The 17469-nt window shown below is 69.3% G+C and carries 14 protein-coding genes and 1 riboswitch; of the genes, 10 read left to right on the forward strand and 4 right to left on the reverse strand.

Going from position 1 to position 17469, the window contains the following annotated elements; genetic code table 11:
- Nucleotides 1-4: 4 nt before the first annotated feature.
- The 5 genes from ispG (at nt 5) to FPZ41_RS19660 (ending at nt 5320) form a co-directional block, all read left to right on the forward strand.
- Nucleotides 5-1162 (forward strand): flavodoxin-dependent (E)-4-hydroxy-3-methylbut-2-enyl-diphosphate synthase, encoded by a 1158-nt coding sequence (ispG, locus tag FPZ41_RS19640; RefSeq protein WP_152864361.1) that lies wholly within the window; start codon nt 5-7, stop codon nt 1160-1162.
- 28 nt (nt 1163-1190) lie between these two features.
- On the forward strand, nt 1191-3089 hold the full coding sequence (dxs, locus tag FPZ41_RS19645) for a 1-deoxy-D-xylulose-5-phosphate synthase (RefSeq protein ID WP_322620450.1): 1899 nt from the start codon (nt 1191-1193) through the stop codon (nt 3087-3089).
- Nucleotides 3086-4495 carry an aspartate aminotransferase family protein gene (locus FPZ41_RS19650; RefSeq protein ID WP_152864363.1) on the forward strand — a complete coding sequence of 470 codons (1410 nt, stop codon included), beginning with the start codon at nt 3086-3088 and terminating at the stop codon, nt 4493-4495. Before dxs ends, FPZ41_RS19650 begins: the two co-directional genes overlap by 4 nt.
- A gap of 73 nt (nt 4496-4568) precedes the next feature.
- Nucleotides 4569-5201, forward strand: coding sequence for a helix-turn-helix domain-containing protein (locus tag FPZ41_RS19655; protein WP_152864365.1), 633 nt, complete (start codon nt 4569-4571; stop codon nt 5199-5201).
- A complete protein-coding gene (locus tag FPZ41_RS19660) occupies nt 5198-5320 on the forward strand; it encodes a DUF6126 family protein (protein ID WP_131564781.1) in 123 nt (40 codons plus the stop codon). The genes FPZ41_RS19655 and FPZ41_RS19660 overlap by 4 nt, the downstream gene beginning before the upstream one ends.
- A gap of 30 nt (nt 5321-5350) precedes the next feature.
- Here FPZ41_RS19660 and FPZ41_RS19665 read toward each other — a convergent pair whose 3' ends face one another.
- Nucleotides 5351-6148, reverse strand: a complete 798-nt coding sequence (locus FPZ41_RS19665) for a tyrosine-protein phosphatase (protein ID WP_322620451.1) — start codon at nt 6146-6148, stop codon at nt 5351-5353.
- A gap of 188 nt (nt 6149-6336) precedes the next feature.
- On the opposite strand from FPZ41_RS19665, the gene FPZ41_RS19670 reads away from it, so the two are divergent.
- The 4 genes from FPZ41_RS19670 (at nt 6337) to FPZ41_RS19685 (ending at nt 11845) form a co-directional block, all read left to right on the forward strand.
- A complete protein-coding gene (locus FPZ41_RS19670) occupies nt 6337-8409 on the forward strand; it encodes an alpha-galactosidase (protein WP_152864369.1) in 2073 nt (690 codons plus the stop codon).
- Between the two features lie 301 nt (nt 8410-8710).
- A riboswitch (cyclic di-AMP (ydaO/yuaA leader) is annotated at nt 8711-8871 on the forward strand.
- A 2-nt stretch (nt 8872-8873) separates the two neighbouring features.
- Nucleotides 8874-9896, forward strand: a complete 1023-nt coding sequence (locus FPZ41_RS19675; protein WP_152864371.1) for a M23 family metallopeptidase — start codon at nt 8874-8876, stop codon at nt 9894-9896.
- Between the two features lie 301 nt (nt 9897-10197).
- Nucleotides 10198-10914: a DUF6250 domain-containing protein gene (locus tag FPZ41_RS19680; RefSeq protein ID WP_152864373.1), complete on the forward strand. Its 717-nt coding sequence runs from the start codon at nt 10198-10200 to the stop codon at nt 10912-10914.
- A 145-nt stretch (nt 10915-11059) separates the two neighbouring features.
- A complete protein-coding gene (locus FPZ41_RS19685) occupies nt 11060-11845 on the forward strand; it encodes an SGNH/GDSL hydrolase family protein (RefSeq protein ID WP_322620454.1) in 786 nt (261 codons plus the stop codon).
- Between the two features lie 117 nt (nt 11846-11962).
- On the opposite strand, the gene FPZ41_RS19690 is transcribed toward FPZ41_RS19685, so the two are convergent.
- Nucleotides 11963-12583 (reverse strand): TetR/AcrR family transcriptional regulator, encoded by a 621-nt coding sequence (locus FPZ41_RS19690; protein WP_322620452.1) that lies wholly within the window; start codon nt 12581-12583, stop codon nt 11963-11965.
- 74 nt (nt 12584-12657) lie between these two features.
- The gene (locus FPZ41_RS19695) at nt 12658-13848 is read right to left on the reverse strand and encodes a glutamate dehydrogenase (RefSeq protein WP_152864377.1); all 1191 of its coding nucleotides are present in this window, start codon (nt 13846-13848) and stop codon (nt 12658-12660) included.
- Between the two features lie 151 nt (nt 13849-13999).
- On the opposite strand from FPZ41_RS19695, the gene FPZ41_RS19700 reads away from it, so the two are divergent.
- Nucleotides 14000-15196, forward strand: a complete 1197-nt coding sequence (locus FPZ41_RS19700; protein ID WP_322620453.1) for an MBL fold metallo-hydrolase — start codon at nt 14000-14002, stop codon at nt 15194-15196.
- Between the two features lie 485 nt (nt 15197-15681).
- Here FPZ41_RS19700 and FPZ41_RS19705 read toward each other — a convergent pair whose 3' ends face one another.
- Nucleotides 15682-16596, reverse strand: coding sequence for an endo-beta-N-acetylglucosaminidase H (locus tag FPZ41_RS19705; RefSeq protein ID WP_152864379.1), 915 nt, complete (start codon nt 16594-16596; stop codon nt 15682-15684).
- Nucleotides 16597-17469 lie beyond the last annotated feature (873 nt).

A 17469-nucleotide genomic window follows, 5' to 3' on the forward strand; every position in this document is an offset into this window, starting at 1 on the left:
TGCCATGACCGCCGTATCCCTCGGCGTTCCCGACGTACCCGTCCGGCCGATGGCTCAGCGCCGCGTCTCGCGGCAGATCCAGGTCGGGCCGGTGGCCGTGGGGGGCGGAGCCCCGGTGTCGGTGCAGTCGATGACCACGACGCGTACGTCGGACATCGGCGCCACGCTGCAGCAGATCGCGGAGCTCACCGCGTCGGGCTGCCAGATCGTGCGGGTGGCCTGCCCGACGCAGGACGACGCGGACGCGCTCGCCACGATCGCGCGGAAGTCGCAGATCCCGGTGATCGCGGACATCCACTTCCAGCCGAAGTACGTGTTCGCGGCGATCGAGGCGGGCTGTGCGGCGGTCCGGGTCAACCCCGGCAACATCAAGCAGTTCGACGACAAGGTCAAGGAGATCGCGCGGGCCGCGAAGGAGCACGGCACGCCGATCCGTATCGGTGTCAACGCGGGCTCGCTGGACCGGCGGCTGCTGCAGAAGTACGGCAAGGCGACTCCGGAGGCTCTGGTCGAGTCGGCTCTGTGGGAGGCGTCGCTCTTCGAGGAGCACGACTTCCGGGACATCAAGATCTCGGTCAAGCACAACGACCCGGTGGTGATGGTCAACGCCTACAGGCAGCTGGCCGCCCAGTGCGACTATCCGCTGCACCTGGGGGTAACCGAGGCGGGTCCGGCGTTCCAGGGCACCATCAAGTCCGCCGTGGCGTTCGGGGCGCTGCTCGCCGAGGGCATCGGCGACACGATCCGGGTGTCCTTGAGCGCCCCGCCCGTCGAGGAGGTCAAGGTCGGCATCCAGATCCTTCAGGCGCTGGGGCTGAGGCAGCGGAGGCTGGAGATCGTGTCGTGTCCGTCGTGCGGGCGGGCACAGGTCGACGTGTACCGGCTGGCCGAGGAGGTCACGGCCGGTCTGGAGGGGATGGAGGTGCCCCTGCGCGTCGCCGTCATGGGGTGTGTCGTCAACGGTCCTGGAGAGGCCAGGGAGGCAGACCTGGGGGTCGCCTCCGGCAACGGCAAGGGCCAGATCTTCGTGAGGGGCGAGGTCATCAGGACCGTACCCGAGTCGAAGATCGTGGAGACCCTCATCGACGAGGCGATGAAGATCGCGGAGCAGATGCAGAAGGACGGTGCCGCGGCGGGGGAGCCGGCCGTCACCGTGAGTTGAACAGCACTGACCGAGAGGGGGCCCGAGCGTGACGATTCTGGAGAGCATCCGGGGACCACGGGAACTGAAGGCGCTGTCCAAGGCCGAACTCGGCGAACTGACGGGAGAAATACGGGAGTTCCTGGTTCAGGCGGTTGCCAGGACCGGCGGACACCTGGGGCCCAACCTGGGGGTGGTGGAACTCTCCATCGCACTCCACCGGGTCTTCGAGTCACCCGTCGACAGCATCCTGTGGGACACCGGTCACCAGAGTTATGTGCACAAGCTGCTGACCGGACGTCAGGACTTCTCCAAGCTGCGCAGCAAGGGCGGCCTGTCCGGCTACCCGTCCCGCGAGGAGTCCGAGCACGACGTCATCGAGAACAGCCACGCCTCCACCGCCCTCGGCTGGGCGGACGGGCTCGCCAAGGCCCGGCAGGTGCGACAGGAGAAGGGGCACGTCGTCGCGGTCATCGGCGACGGCGCCCTCACCGGCGGCATGGCATGGGAGGCGCTCAACAACATCGCGGCCGCCAAGGACCGGCCACTGATCATCGTCGTCAACGACAACGAACGGTCGTACGCCCCGACCATCGGCGGCCTCGCGAACCACCTCGCGACCCTGCGCACGACCGACAGCTACGAGCAGGTCCTCGCCTGGGGCAAGGACGTCCTGCTCCGGACCCCGGTCATCGGTACCACCCTCTACGAGTCGCTGCACGGCGCGAAGAAGGGCTTCAAGGACGCCTTCGCGCCGCAGGGCATGTTCGAGGACCTGGGGCTGAAGTACGTCGGGCCGATCGACGGACACGACGTGGGGGCTGTGGAGTCCGCGCTCAGGCGTGCGAAACGCTTCCACGGGCCCGTGCTCGTCCACTGCCTGACCGAGAAGGGACGCGGGTACGAGCCCGCGCTCTCCCACGAGGAGGACCACTTCCACACCGTCGGCGTGATGGACCCGCTCACCTGCGAGCCCCTCGCCCCCGCGGGCGGCCCCTCCTGGACCTCGGTGTTCGGCGACGAGATCGTCCGGATCGGCGAGGAACGCGACGACGTCGTGGCGATCACGGCGGCCATGCTGCACCCGGTGGGCCTGGGCGCGTTCGCGGAGCGGTTCCCGGACCGTGTGTGGGATGTCGGGATAGCCGAGCAGCACGCCGCGGTGTCGGCGGCCGGACTCGCGACGGGTGGTCTGCATCCGGTCGTCGCCGTCTACGCCACCTTCCTCAACCGTGCCTTCGACCAGCTCCTGATGGATGTCGCGCTGCACCGCTGCGGGGTGACGTTCGTACTGGACCGGGCCGGGGTCACCGGCGTCGACGGGCCGTCGCACAACGGCATGTGGGACATGTCGATCCTCCAGGTCGTGCCAGGCCTCAGGATCGCCGCGCCCCGCGACGCCGGCCAACTGCGCGCGCAACTGCGCGAGGCGGTCGCCGTCGACGACGCGCCGACGCTTCTCCGCTTCCCCAAGGAGTCGGTCGGGCCCGACATCCCGGCGGTGGACCACGTGGGCGGCATGGACGTACTGCAACGCTCCACGGGCCGCCCGGAGGTGCTGCTGGTCGCCGTCGGCGTCATGGCCCCGGTCTGCCTCCAGGCCGCCGAACTGCTGGGGGCCCGCGGTGTCGGCTGCACCGTCGTGGACCCGCGCTGGGTCAAGCCGGTCGATCCCGCGCTGCCCTCACTCGCGGCCGAGCATCAGGTGGTGGCCGTCGTGGAGGACAACAGCCGGGCGTCCGGCGTCGGCGCGGCGGTCGCGCTGGCCCTCGGGGACGCCGAAGTGGACGTGCCGGTACGGCGGTTCGGCATCCCGGAGCAGTTCCTCGCGCACGCCAAGCGGGGCGAGGTGCTGGCCGACATCGGCCTCACGCCGGTCGAGATCGCCGGACGGATCAGCGCCTGCCTGGCGGCCAGGGACGAACTCGCCAAGGAGAAACAGGAATGACCACCGCGGAACCCGCAGCCGGGGCCAAGGAGTTCGACCTCGGCAGACTCCTGGCCGAGCGCGGGGCCGAGCGCTACGAGCTCCACGCCCGGCACCTCAACCACCAGCTCCCGCGCATGCTGCACACCATCGGCTTCGACAAGGTCTACGAGCGGGCCGAGGGCGCTCACTTCTGGGACGCGGACGGCAACGACTACCTGGACATGCTCGCCGGCTTCGGAGTAATGGGCCTCGGCCGCCACCACCCCGTCGTACGCAAGGCGCTGCACGACGTCCTCGACGCCTCCCTCGCCGACCTCACCCGCTTCGACTGCCAGCCGCTGCCCGGGCTCCTCGCCGAGAAGCTCCTCACCCACAGCCCCCACCTGGACCGGGTGTTCTTCGGCAACAGCGGCACGGAAGCCGTGGAGACCGCGCTGAAGTTCGCCCGGTACGTGACCGGCAGGCCGCGTGTCCTGTACTGCGCGCACGCCTTCCACGGGCTGACGACAGGAGCGCTGTCCGTGAACGGCGAGTCGGGCTTCCGGGACGGGTTCGCGCCGCTGCTGCCGGACACGGCGGTCCCGCTCGGCGATCTCGACGCCCTGGCACGGGAGGTGAAGAAGGACGACGTCGCCGCCCTCATCGTCGAACCGATCCAGGGCAAGGGTGTGCACGAGGCCCCGCCCGGTTACCTTCGCGCCGCCCAGGAACTGCTGCACCAGCACAAGGCGCTGCTCATCGCCGACGAGGTGCAGACCGGTCTCGGGCGGACGGGCGACTTCTACGCCTACCAGCACGAGGACGGGGTGGAGCCGGACCTGGTGTGTGTGGCGAAGGCACTCTCCGGGGGTTACGTACCCGTCGGGGCGACCCTCGGCAGGGACTGGATCTTCAAGAAGGTCTACTCGTCGATCGACCGCGTCCTCGTCCACTCGGCGAGCTTCGGCTCCAACGCCCAGGCCATGGCGGCGGGCCTCGCCGTGCTGTCGGTCATGGACGACGAGAGAATCGTCGCGCGCGCTCGCGCGACCGGTGAGCTGCTGAAGTCCCGGCTCGTGGCGCTGGTCGACAAGTACGAGCTGCTCAGCGACGTACGCGGCCGGGGCCTGATGATCGGTATCGAGTTCGGGAAGCCGAAGTCACTGGGGCTGCGCAGCCGGTGGACCATGCTGCAGGCCGCACGCAAGGGCCTGTTCGCGCAGATGGTCGTCGCACCGCTGCTCCAGCGGCACCGCATCCTCACCCAGGTCTCCGGCGACCACGTGGAGGTCATCAAGCTGATCCCGCCGCTGGTCATCGGGGAGCGGGACGTCGACCGCTTCGTCGACGCCTTCACCGACGTGATGGATGACGCGCACAGCGGCAGCGGGCTGCTGTGGGACTTCGGGAAGACACTGGTGAAGCAGGCGGTGGCCAACCGCTGAGGCTCCGCCCGCAAAATTTTGCCTGTGGGGCAACAGATTTGCCCCACAGGCAATCCTCGGGCTGAATGGAGGCATGAGCCTCACCGAGCCGGAGCCGTCCGCCGGGGCCGAACCCGCCGCCGACCTTCCGGCCGTCGCTCCGCAACTGCGCACCCTGCGCCGCCGTGCCTCCCTCACCCTGGAGGCCGCAGCGCGGGCCGCCGGGCTGTCGCCCGCGCATCTCTCCCGGCTGGAGACCGGCCGCCGCCAGCCCTCGCTGCCGATGCTGCTCGCGCTGGCCCGCGTCTACGGTACGACGGTGTCGGAACTGCTCGGCGAGACGGTCGCCGAACGGGACGCGGTCGTCCGCGCCGACGACATGGAGCCGACGCGGGCGGGCGGCTGGACGTACTGGCAGGCGGGCGCCGCCGGGCGCGGTATGCAGGCCCTGCGCGTGCACGTCCCGTACGGCTCGCAGGGCGACATCGTGCGTGTCCACCCCGGTGAGGAGTGGCTGTACGTGCTGAAGGGCCGGCTGCGGCTGCGCCTCGGGGACGCCACGCACCTGCTCGCGCCCGGTGACAGCGCCCATTTCGACTCGCTGACCCCGCACCGACTCGCGGCCGCCGACCACGACGGCGCCGACCTGCTCTTCGTCCACACCCTGCTGCAGAGCCCGACCGCCACGCTGTGCCTCGGGCCGACGACCACCGGAGAAGCCCCGTGAGCGATCTGGAAGAGAAGTTCCCCCGTGCCCTGTGGGTGCGCCTGATCATCTACATCGCCGTAGGCCACATCTTCGCGGCCTTCATCTATCTGCTCTTCGAGGTGGGCGCGAAGCAGTGAGCGGCGTGAACGGGCGGCACGGCCCCCGGCTCAGTCCAGCAGCCGCTCGCGCAGCCGCTCCCGGATCCGCGGCGTGACCTTCAGGCCCTGCTCCAGATACGTGTCCACGCCGCCCCAGGCCTGCTCGATCGTCTCGAACGCCGCCTGAAGGTACTCGGCCCGCGCGTCGAACAGCGGGTTGAGCAGCTCCATGACCTCGGGGGAGTAGGCACTGGCCGACTTCTCGCTGCGGTGCACCTTGTAACGGCGGTGGGTGGCGGCCGACTCCAGGTAGTCCGCCACGATGGCGTCGCGCTCCACGCCGAGCGCGAGGAGTGTCACCGCTATCGACAGACCCGCGCGGTCCTTGCCGGCCGCGCAGTGCATCAGGGCGGGCACGCTGTCCTCGGCCAGCGCGTGCAGCACCTGGGAGTGCTCGGCCGTGCGGTGCCGGATGATCGTGCGGTACGAGCCGATCATGCGGCCTTCCGCCTTGCCGTCCGCGAGCAGGTCACGCAGCTGGTCCAGGTCGCCGTCGCGGACCATCGTCCAGAACTCGGCGCCGTCCGCCGGGTCCGTCAGCGGCAGGTTGACGTTCCGCACGCCCGGCAGGTCGATGTCCGGGCCCTCCAGCTTCTGGTCGGCCGCGTTGCGGAAGTCGAAGATCGTGTGCAGCTCCAGGGAGGACAGAAACGCTGCGTCCTCGTCGGTCGCGTGCGCGAGGTGGCCGCTGCGGAACAGCCGCCCGTGGGCCACACGCCGGCCGTCCACGGTGGGCAGGCCCCCCACGTCACGGAAATTCCGTACTCCGGTCAGCTCCGGCTCGGTCGACGGGACCTGCTGCGTCACGGGGGCTCCTCCCATCCGGCCGTCGGCGATGCCCGGTTCCGCATACCGACGTTGCGCCCTCGACGATACGACATGGCTTCGTGGGCCACGGAGTTGTCCACAGGTGTCCACGGGCGTTTGCCATGAGCCCCGGCGGACTTGATGATGTCGGGGCCTGATCGCACCTGTTCGAATATGTTGGAGGCTTGATGCTGGAGATCGGCGGAGACGGTCGTACGTGGCTGCTCTCAGGACCCACGAGCAGCTACGCCCTGTCGCTCACCGAGGACGACACCCTCCTGCACCTCCACTGGGGTCCAAGGATCGGGCTCGCCGACGTCGAGGAACTCGCGGCCCGGCCGCTGCCCCCGTACCGGGGCTTCGAGTCCCAGCTCGACGGACTTGAGGAGTATCCGGTCGAGGGCGGCCCCCGCTTCGTACGGCCCGCCCTGTCCGTCCGCACCGACGAGGTCCGCGGCACCGAGTGGACCTTCCACGCGTACGAGATCGAGGACGACGAGCTGCGGCTGCGCTTCACCGACAACGGGCTCGGCATCACGCTGCACTACCGGATGCGCCACGATGTCGTCGAGCGCTGGGTGACTCTCACCAACGAAAGCTCCGCCCTGGAGGTGCTGCGCGCCGACTCCGCGACCTGGACGCTGCCGATGCGCGAGGGGTGGCGGCTGTCCCAGGTGCACGGACGGTGGGCCGCCGAGTCCCGGCTCGTCCGCACGGACCTCACCTACGGGGAGCACGTCATCGGCAGTCGACGCGGCCACACCGGGCACCAGCACCTGCCGTGGGTCGCGCTCGACACCGAGGGGGCGACCGAGGAGCGCGGCGAGGTCTACGGGTGCGCGCTCGCCTGGTCGGGCACCTGGCGCATCTGCGTGGCCCAACTCCCCGACGCGCGCGTGCAGATCACCGGCGGCATCGGCTACGACGACTCGGGCCTGATGCGCCTGGAGGCGGGCGAGTCGTACACGACCCCCGTCTTCGCGGGGCTGTGGAGCGACGGCGGCTTCGGTGGGGCGAGCCGGGCCTGGCACGCTTACCAGCGCGCGTACGTCATCCCGGGTGCGGAGCAGGACCGGCCGGTGCTCTACAACTCCTGGGAGGCCACGGAGTTCGACATCTCCGAGGACCAGCAGCGCGAGCTGGCGCGGCGGGCCGCGGGCATGGGGGTCGAGCTGTTCGTGGTCGACGACGGCTGGTTCGGGAAGCGGACCAGCGACCGGGCGGGGCTCGGCGACTGGACGCCCAACCCCGACCGCTTCCCGGCCGGGCTGAAGCCGCTCGCCGAGGACGTGCGCGCGCTCGGTATGCAGTTCGGCATCTGGGTCGAGCCCGAGATGGTCAACGCGGACAGCGACCTGTACCGGGCGCACCCGGACTGGGTGCAGTTCCAGCCGGGCCGAAAGCAGACGGAGTTCCGCAATCAGCTCGTACTGAACCTCGCTCGCGAGGATGTCCAGGACTACCTCTGGGAGAAGCTGGACGACCTGCTCTCCAGTGCGCCCATCGACTATGTGAAGTGGGACTTCAACCGCTGCTTCACCGACGCCGGCTGGCCCGGTGAGCCGTACCCGCAGAAGCTGTGGGTCAAGCACGTGCACGCCTTCTACAACCTGCTCGACCGGCTGCGGGCCGCGCACCCGGGCGTCGCCTTCGAGTCCTGCTCGGGCGGTGGCGGCCGGATCGACCTCGGGGTCATGGCGCGCACCGACCAGGTATGGACCTCCGACAACACCGACCCGCTGGACCGACTCGCCATCCAGCACGGCTTCAGCCAGATCCACCCAGCGCGGGTGATGGCCGCCTGGGTCACCGACAGCCCGAACACTCAGCTCAACGGGCGGGTCAGCTCCCTGCGCTTCCGGTTCGTGAGCGCCATGGCGGGGGTGCTCGGCGTCGGCGGCGACCTTACGAAGTGGAGCGAGGGGGAGCTCGTCGAGGCGCGCGAGTGGGTCGAGCTCTACAAGGAGATCCGTCCCGTCGTGCAGCGCGGCGACCTCTACCGGCTGCGGCCGCCGGCCGGCGGGCTGAGCGCGGTGCAGTACGTCCTCGGCGACGAGGTCGTTGTCCTCGCCTGGCTCCAGGCTCAGCATCACGGCGAGCCGCCGGTCCCGCTCCGGCTGCGGGGCCTCGACCCGACACAAGCGTATGAATGCCGCGAATCGGGCGACGTTCACGGAGGTGCGGTGCTGCTGCACCATGGGCTGTCCACGGGGTTGCGTGGTGACTTCGATGCGAAGCTTATCCGGCTGCGTCGCATCTGAGAGCTCTGTCCGGAATGCAGTGTTGAGTCCAAGTGGCCCTGGAATAAAGCGCGGTGAGCCGAAGATGCGTGACCAGCGTCATATGCGTGACGCTGTGTCGCCGTCATGTTCATGTAATGCTGGTGCGGTTTCAGGGCCGTTAGGGAAGGTTGGAGATCGCTAATTGACGGAGCGTGACGGCGAATTCTTGAAAGGGATCATTGGGGAGACGCACGGAAACTCCCCATGGTTGTCCAGATGCCTGTAAGTCGCTTACGTTCCCCTCAATCCGGACGGACGCCGAATCCTGCCGCCGCCCGGAACCGCAAACTCACCCGTGCATGGCAGGAGCGGGGGACCCACAGGCACTACCGCCTGTTCCGGTCTCCGGAACAGGCTTGGGGTCAAGCCGTGCACGAGTACGGCCGGGCATCTCCAGCTCGCACCCGACAGCTCACCTCGTAGGCGCCGGAGAGGAATTCGTCATGCCCGCGAGGGGTAAACACCGTCGCCCGAAGTCCCTGCGTTTCACCCGCTCGATAGCCGTCGCCGGAACCGGTGGCGCCGCACTCGCGCTTCCGCTGATCGGCGCCGCTGGAGCCCATGCCGCGACCGCGGGCTCCGTTTCCCAGAAGGTGACGTCGGTTTCCCCGAAGGTCGTCACCGGTAAGAGCGAAAATTCCGCCGCGGAGCAGGCCGAGAAGTCGGCCGCCACCAAGAAGACCGCGAAGCGGATCTATTCGGTGCGGCCCGGAGACTACCTTTCCAGGATCGCCGAGGAGCACCATGTCGCCGGTGGCTGGAAGAAGATCTACGCGGACAACCGCGAGGCCGTCGGCTCCGACCCGTCGCTCATTCACCCGGGCCTGAAGCTCACGCTCGGCGGAAAGGCCCCGTCGGGAGACAGCGCTTCGAGCGACAGCACGTCGGGCGGCGGCAAGGCGACGGATAAGCCTGCCTCCTCGGACAAGCCTGCCTCCTCGGACAAGACCGCCTCCTTGGTGCAGACCGAGTCGAAGCAGGCCGAGCCGGAGCAGACCGAGACGCCCGGGAACGAGCCGACCTCCACGTCGGTCACCCCGAGCGCGGAGGCCGGCGGCTCCGGCTTCATGCTCCCCGTCGAGGGCGCCTCCGTCGGCACCGCCTACAAGACCGCGGGCAGCATGTGGTCCAGCGGCTACCACACCGGCGTCGACTTCGTGGTCCCGACCGGAACCAGCCTCAAGGCCGTGGGTGCGGGCACGGTCGTCACCGCGGGCTGGGGCGGCGCGTACGGCAACCAGGTCGTCATCCAGCTCGACGACGGCCACTACGCGCAGTACGGCCACCTCTCCTCGCTCTCCGTCTCGGCGGGCCAGAGCGTGAGCGAGGGCCAGGAGATCGGCCTCTCCGGCGCGACCGGCAACGTCACCGGTCCGCACCTGCACTTCGAGATCCGCACGGGTCCGGACTACGGCTCGGACATCGATCCGGTCGCGTACCTGCGCTCGAAGGGCGTCAGTCTCTGACCTGCCCGCAGCTCCGCCGACCGCCTCCGAAGGCCGGACCCCATGATCCCCGGGGTCCGGCCTTCGGCGTGTCCGGGTGGCTGTGAGTGGTGGGGTGAGAGCGAGTCGTCCGTGAGCGGTGGGGCGACGTCGTTCGGGAGTGCTCCGTGATCTTCGTGATCAGCACAGTGCGGTCGTGTGGCATGGCCGGTCGTCCTATCGACAGTGGTGTGGAAGTGACGACACAGTCGTCTTCAGCAAGCGCTTTCCGTGCCTGCCGACCACACAGCACTGCGCCCGTACACCGCCACAAAGGAGCGTCATGACCACTCGCAGAGCCTTCGGAGTCCTCACCGCCGGTGCCGCCCTCGCGGCGCTGGCGCCGGTGCCGACGGCGAGCGCCACGCCCCGCGACCGTCGCGGACGGCTGATCGCGGCGGACGACTTCCGGCACGGCCTCCGTCAGTGGGCCACCGAACTGCAGGACGGCGGCACCGTCACGGCCTCTGGCGGTGTCCTGGAGATCGACGTGCCGAGCGGTGCCACGGTCTGGTTCCGGAAGCGGTTCGAGGGCCCGTACGTCATCGAGTACACAGCCACGCCCGTCTCCGCGGGTGGCGCCAACGACCGGGTGTCCGACCTCAACAACTTCTGGAACGCCGTCGACGTACGGTCGCCCGACGACATCTTCGCCACCGAGCGGGGCGGAGCGCTCGCGGAGTACGACTACCTCAAGACCTATTACGCGGGCTACGGCGCCAACACCAACACCACGACACGGCTGCGCCGTTATGTCGGCGAGGCCGGAGTGCGGCCGTTGGTCTACGACTACACGGAACCACTGCTCGTCGCCAACGAGCCCCACCACGTGCGGATCGTCTCCGACGGCCCCACGGTCCAGTGGTGGAACAACGGGCGGCTGGTCTTCGACTACATCGACCCGGAGCCGTACACGAGCGGACACTTCGCGTTCCGTACCGTGTGGAGCCACTTCCGGATCACAGGCTTCCGGGTCTGGCGGCTCGCTCAACGTCCCTGACGCGAGGCTTATTCCGCAGTTGACCAACACTTGACGAGTGGCCTATCTCACCGCTCGTCAACCGTTTCCTACGGTCGCGTAGCTCACATCCCACGGTGAATCATGACCCCATGTGGCAGACGATTCGAAGAATGACATGAGATCAGTGATCGGGTCGTACGTGGCGGTGGGGGACAGCTTCACCGAGGGCGTCGGCGACCCCGGCCCCGACGGGGCGTTCGTCGGCTGGGCCGACCGGTTCGCGGTACTCCTCGCGGACCGGCGCCCGGAGGGCGACTTCGACTACACCAACCTCGCCGTCCGCGGGAAACTGCTCGACCAGATCGTCACGGACCAGCTCCCGAGGGCGAAGGAACTCGCTCCGGACCTGGTCTCCCTCTGTGCCGGCGGCAACGACATCCTCCGGCCCGGATCCGACCCCGACGAGGTCGCCGAGCGCTTCGAGCGCGCCGTCGCCGACCTCACCTCCGCCGTCGGCGCCGTCATGGTGACCACCGGCTTCGACACCCGTGGCGTGCCCGTGCTGAAGCATCTGCGCGGCAAGATCGCCACCTACAACGGGCATGTGCGCGCCATCGCCGACCGGTACCGGTGCCCCGTGCTGGACCTCTGGTCCCTGAAGACCGTCCAGGACCGGCGCGCCTGGGACGACGACCGGCTGCACCTGTCGCCCGAGGGCCACACGCGCGTGGCGCTGAGGGCGGGCCAGATCCTCGGCATCGAGATCCCCGCCGACCCCGACCAGCCCTGGCCTCCGCTCCCGCCACGCGGCACCTTCGAGGTCCGCCGCGACGACATCCACTGGGCCCGCGAGTACCTGGTCCCCTGGATCGGGCGCCGGCTGCGCGGCGAGTCCTCCGGGGACCGCGTGGTGGCCAAGGGGAGCCTGTCGCCGGACGACATCAAGATGCGGATCGATTCGGCGGTCTGAGGGAACGGCCGGCCGCGACGGCGAGCGGACGGCCGGGAGAGGGGGCGAGGCAGTGGTGTCAGGGCGCGACGGCCCGGCTTGCTCCGTATGCCCGGGCTCGGGCTCAGCTGTCCGGGCTCAGCTCCTCGCCGCCGTCAACGCCTCACGCTTGAGGCCCAGTTCGCGGGCGAGGGCCTCGTCGGCCCACTCCAGGGTGCGGGTGCGGGAGACGGCGCCCTCGTAGGCGGTGGTCTGGACGGCGAGACCGTCCAGCAGGGCGGTGAGACGGAGAGCGGCGGTGGCCGGGTCGGGGCACTGGAACTCACCGGCCGCCACGCCCTCCGTGATGACCTCGGTGATCGCGGCCTTCCACCGCCGGTCGAGGTTACGCGTCACCTCCCGCAGCACGGGCTCGCGCAGTGCCGCCGCCCAGCCCTCGATCCACAGCCGCCAGCCCTTGGCCTGCCCGGTCGGCGCATACCAGCGCACGGCCGCCCGCAGCCGCCGCAGCGCGGTCGTCCGGCGGCCGAGCAGCTTGCGCAGATGGGCGAGATCGTCCTCGGCGGCGTATGTGAACGCCTCGGCCACCAGCTTCTCCTTGGTCGAGAAGTGGTAGAGCACCAACGCGTTGCTCACCCCGAGGACCGAGGCCACGTCGGCGATCCGAACCGCCGTCACGCCCCGCACCTCGATCTGCCCGACCGCGGCCCGCAGCAACTCCTCACGTCGCTCCGCCACGCTCAACCGCACTCTGCTCACGCGGCAACCCTAATCCGTACGCGATACGTACCTGATCCGCGCCCGTAGACGAGTGCGCCGGTCGTCACCGGTCGTCACCGGTACCAGCCGAACCGCTCCGCGATCACCGGCAACCGGTCGGCGGCGAGGGCGTGGGCGGCCGTACGCGGAGTCGTTCCGTCGGCCCCGGCGCGGGCCAGCGTCCGGTCGACGAGGGCGCGCATCGAGCGGCGGACATGGGTGAACGCCTCCTCCGCGTCCGCCTCGACGTCCCCGAACAGCGTCCACCACCACCAGGCGTTCGTCGCGGAGTTGACCACGACGTCCGGCAGGACGGTGACCCCGCGCGCGGAGAGAAGTTCCTCGGCCTCGGGCAGGACTGGCATGTTGGCGGCCTCGGCGATCCAGCGCGCAGTGATCCGTGCCTGGTTCCCGCTGTCGATCGCGTACGAGACCGCCGCGGGCACCAGTACCTCCACATCGGACGACAGCCAGGCCTCACCGGGAAGCTCCCGGTCGTCGGGGCGCAGCACCGCGCGGTCGACCGTCCCGTACACATCACGGGCGGCGAGCAGCACCTCCACGTCGAGCCCCTGTGGGTTGCTGATCGTGCCCTTGATGTCGGCGACGGCCACTACCGTGAGTCCCGCGCGCGTGAGGAAGCGCGCCGTGGCCCCGCCCATGGTGCCCAGCCCCTGCAGGGCGACCCGTGTCCCGGCGTACGGCACGCCCGCCCGGTCGAGGGCGGTCAGCACCGACTCGGCCACCCCGCAGCCGCCGACCAGCTCGTCCAGCCCGATGCCGTCGACCCGCAGCGCGAAGGCGTCCGCGAGCCGCCGCCGGGCCGCCGTCTCGTCGTCGAGCAGCGGGTACACGGCCTGGATCGACGAAACGAGTCCCGCCTCGGCTGCGGCCCGGTCCACCAGGTCCTGGGTGAGGCCGAGGTCCTCACCCGTGGTCCAGAAACTCTCGATGTACGGGCGCATCGCACGGAGGTAGCGGACCAGCAGGCCGTACGCCTCCGGATCGCGCGGGTCGCAGTCGATGCCGCCCTTCGCACCGCCCAGCGGGATGTAGCGGCTCTCCGGATGACCCTCCGGGTCGTAGTGCAGCGCCTCCTTCATGGTCATGCCCCGGGCCAGCCCCTCGACCTCCTCGGGTGTGCAGCCCGGCCGCATCCGCAGTCCGCCGCTGGCGACTCCGCGCGCCAGCCGGTCCACCACGAGGAAGCCGCGGCGGCCGGTGATGTGATCGGTCCAGGTGAGCGACATGAGAGGGGCGTGCATCGGGTCTCCTCGGGGGTGTGAGCCGACCGCAGTTACTGAATCATGGGTCAGTACGGGGCAGTATGGCATCCCGCTGCGACACCGCGGGCCCGGCGTTGTCGGAGGGGCGGCCCATAATGGAATGCCTCAGTGACATCACCAGGAGGTGACCGTGTCGGGTTTCCGTTCCACGAGTTCCGGGCTGCGCGGGCTGCGGCCCGCCGCCTTCGGCGCGGATCCAGGCGGTGCGCGCCTGGAGCGGATCCGCAGGTCGCCGAATTTCGCGAACGGCGCGTTCGTGAACCCGGAGGGTACGCGTGTGCGCCCGGCGGGTGGCGCCGCGCTCGACATGGCGAAGCGCTATCTCCGCAAGGAGGAGCGCGCCCTCCGCGCCCCTGCCGGCTCTGTGCCGGTGCACGCCACCACCCTGGCCGACCTGGCCCGGCCGCCCGCGAGTGGGCTGCGGCTGACCTGGATGGGGCACTCCAGCGTGCTCGCCGAGATCGACGGTCACCGTGTGCTCTTCGATCCCGTCTGGGGCGAGCGTTGCTCCCCGTTCGCCTTCGCCGGTCCCAAGCGGCTGCATCCGGTGCCGCTGCCGCTGGCCGCGCTCGGCCCGGTCGACGTCGTCGTGATCTCCCATGATCACTACGACCACCTCGACCTGCCCACCATCAAGGCCCTGGTCGGCTCGGACACGCTGTTCGCGGTGCCCCTCGGCGTCGGCGCCCACCTGGAGCACTGGGGCGTCTCCGAGACGCGGATACGAGAGCTGGACTGGACCGAGTCGACGAAGATCGGCGGCCTCACCCTGACGGCCACCCCGGCCCGCCACTTCTGCGGCCGCGGCCTGCGCAACGCCCAGCACACGCTCTGGACCTCCTGGGCCGTCGCGGGCGAGACGCACCGGATTTACCACAGCGGCGACACCGGGTACTTCGAGGGATTCCGGGACATCGGTGCCGAGCATGGTCCCTTCGACGCCACGATGATCCAGATCGGCGCGTACAGCGAGTTCTGGCCGGACATTCACATGACGCCCGAGGAAGGCATGCGCGCCCACCTTGACCTCCAGGGCGGGAGCCCGGCCGGGGTGATGCTGCCGATCCACTGGGGCACTTTCAATCTGGCGCCGCATGCGTGGGCGGAGCCGGGGGAGTGGACGAGGGATGCTGCTGAGGAGGTTGGGCAGGCGGCTGCGTTTCCCCGTCCGGGCGAGCCCTTCGAGCCTGCGGGTGCCCTCCCTGTCGATCCGTGGTGGCGGGCGGTTTCGGCGCCTGTCGCGCGTCCGTGGCGGCGCCCCGTAGGGTCGCAGATCACGTCCGCGGAGGTCAGTCGTCCCGATGTCGATCTTGCCGGTGAGCGGTGAGCGGTGAGCGGTGACGCGGCCAACGGACGATCTTGTTGAGATTGTGGGGATGCTGAGCGACATGCCGTGCCGGGAGCGGGAGCGTGTGATGCGGGACATCGACGGACCCCCTCGGAAAGGGCGTCGAACGTTGCCGCAGCACGTCCGCGCGCACGGAGAGCAGAGCGGAGAAGGCTACGTCCTCATAGGCAGTTGTTCGGGTTTGCATCCGGTATGTGGGCGCTGGGGAAAGCTTCCGTCCTGACCAGTACCTCTTCGGCCGAACCATTTGAGAAGGAAGGGCGCCGGGAGCGCTGGAGGAACGTTCCACGACCTGGCGGCCCTCTCGATCCCGCGCGCTGGGCGGAACCTCGGTCGCCGGGCCGAGGGCAAGTTCGAAGCCGAGAAATGGTGCGTTGACCTGTGCGTGTTCAAGTGCCGGCGGACCGCCCGCGGGTGACCGTGCCGCTGACATCGTTGTCGACGGCGCGGTCCGTGCGGGTGCCTTACGGCGTGTGGACGGCGTCACTGCCGTACAGCTCCCTGGTGAACGCGGAGACGTCGGCGCTGCGATCGGTGCTGTCGAGGTTGTACGTCAGATAGACGCCGTATCCCTCGCTGACGGTGCGACGGGCGAGATTGGCGGCCGTGCTCTGTGAGGTCCGGCCGATCTCGACGGCCGCCGGTGACAGCTTCGACTTGGGCAGTGCGATGCCGGGGACCTGCCATGTGCCGTAGTACGGGTTCCAGGCGTAGTCGAACTTGGTGGAGACGTCGACGCCGCCGTAGGACAGGCGCGAGGCGGCCGGGCCGATGTTGTAGAGGCTGATGATCTTGTCCGGCATGTTCGCGCGCAGTGCTGTCACCAGGTGCACGAATGAGCTGTCGTTGGGCTGGGCGGTGCCGTTGTTGCCGTACTCGGCGTATTCGTCGTCGAAGTCGATGCCGTCGAGACCGTACTTGTCCACGGCGTCCGACATCTGCTTCGCGAATGCCGAAGCCGCCTGCTGAGACGTGAAGTTGGCGAACCCTGCGCCCTGGTGGTTGCCGAGCACCGAGAGCACGACCTTGATGCCCTGCTGCTGCAACGGCCGTATCTCCGTGGCGGCGTTGTCGAGGACGCGCTGCACGTTCTCGTTGAAGTACAGATACGCCGCCTTCGTGCTCGTGTCGTAGTTGATGTTCGCCGCGAAGATCACGGCGATGTCGAAGACGTTGCCGCCACCGTCGGCGAGCGTGTACTTGCCGGCGTTGAGCATGCTGTTGTTGTTCACCTCGATGTAGGCCACCGAGGTCGGCCCCAGCTTGGCGGGAGCGGGGGCCGCCGCGCCGGTCGTGGCGGTCGTGTCGAAGGCGAGGGCCGCGACTGCCGAGAGCGCGAGCGCGGCGGTCCGTACTCTGCTCCGTACCAGAGTGAACATCGTTGGTCGTCTCCCATCGCATGGTTGGCGCCCGACTTGTTCGAAGCGCCGAGTGAGCTCTCCGAGCTTTCTGTCGCCGGGACCGAATACCGAGAAGCGTGCGCGAACTCTTCATGACTTCCCCACGTGACTCAGCGCAACTCCGAGTCGATACAAGCGAGTTGGGGCATGCAGATCAACGGTCGGCATGGTCCTGCGGGAGATCGGTGGACCCTCGGGGGTCGGGGGCCTTTCTCCTGACGTTCGGCGGCGAGAGGGCAGGACACTCGCGTGCCCGGAGGGCATCGGGTGCGCCGCAGGCCACGATCTCGCACTCGTGCAGGGCGGGGAGGCAGGCCGCCGACGGGCGGCGCCAGGGAAGTCCGCAGGCGGCGCCCGCCACGAGATCCCGCCCGCGACCAGGTAACGGATCGCGTCCGGCAATTGCCGATGACAGGAGCCCCCGGGGCCGTCCGCTCCACCCCTGAAGCCAGGTCGGCACCGGCGACGACGGCCGCACGACTGCCCACTCCGTGTCCGGTGTTGCCGTACAGGTGCACGAGACAATCGCACGACACGATGGGCGAGTTGAAGCGGGCGGGCTCGGGCGAGTGACAACAACGGCAACAGGGCCTCCGGGAACCGCTCGGTTGGGATCGCATCCCCGGGCTACCAGGAGGCCCTGCCGTCATGCCCGTACCGGCGGAAGATCAACCGGCCAGGAACTCCGTTCGACCTGCACGTTCCAAGACCGGTTGAGATACGGCTTCTGAGCTTGAAATTTAACCTTTGCGAGCTTTGAGCTGATTACGTTCGGCGATGCTCTCGGGGCGTTTGGTGGTCTTGCCGACGTCGTAGCGGGTGGCAGGCCGCCGGTTCTTCGATCCAACTGGC

Source organism: Streptomyces acidicola, assembly GCF_009377235.1.
GTDB lineage: Bacteria > Actinomycetota > Actinomycetes > Streptomycetales > Streptomycetaceae > Streptomyces > Streptomyces acidicola.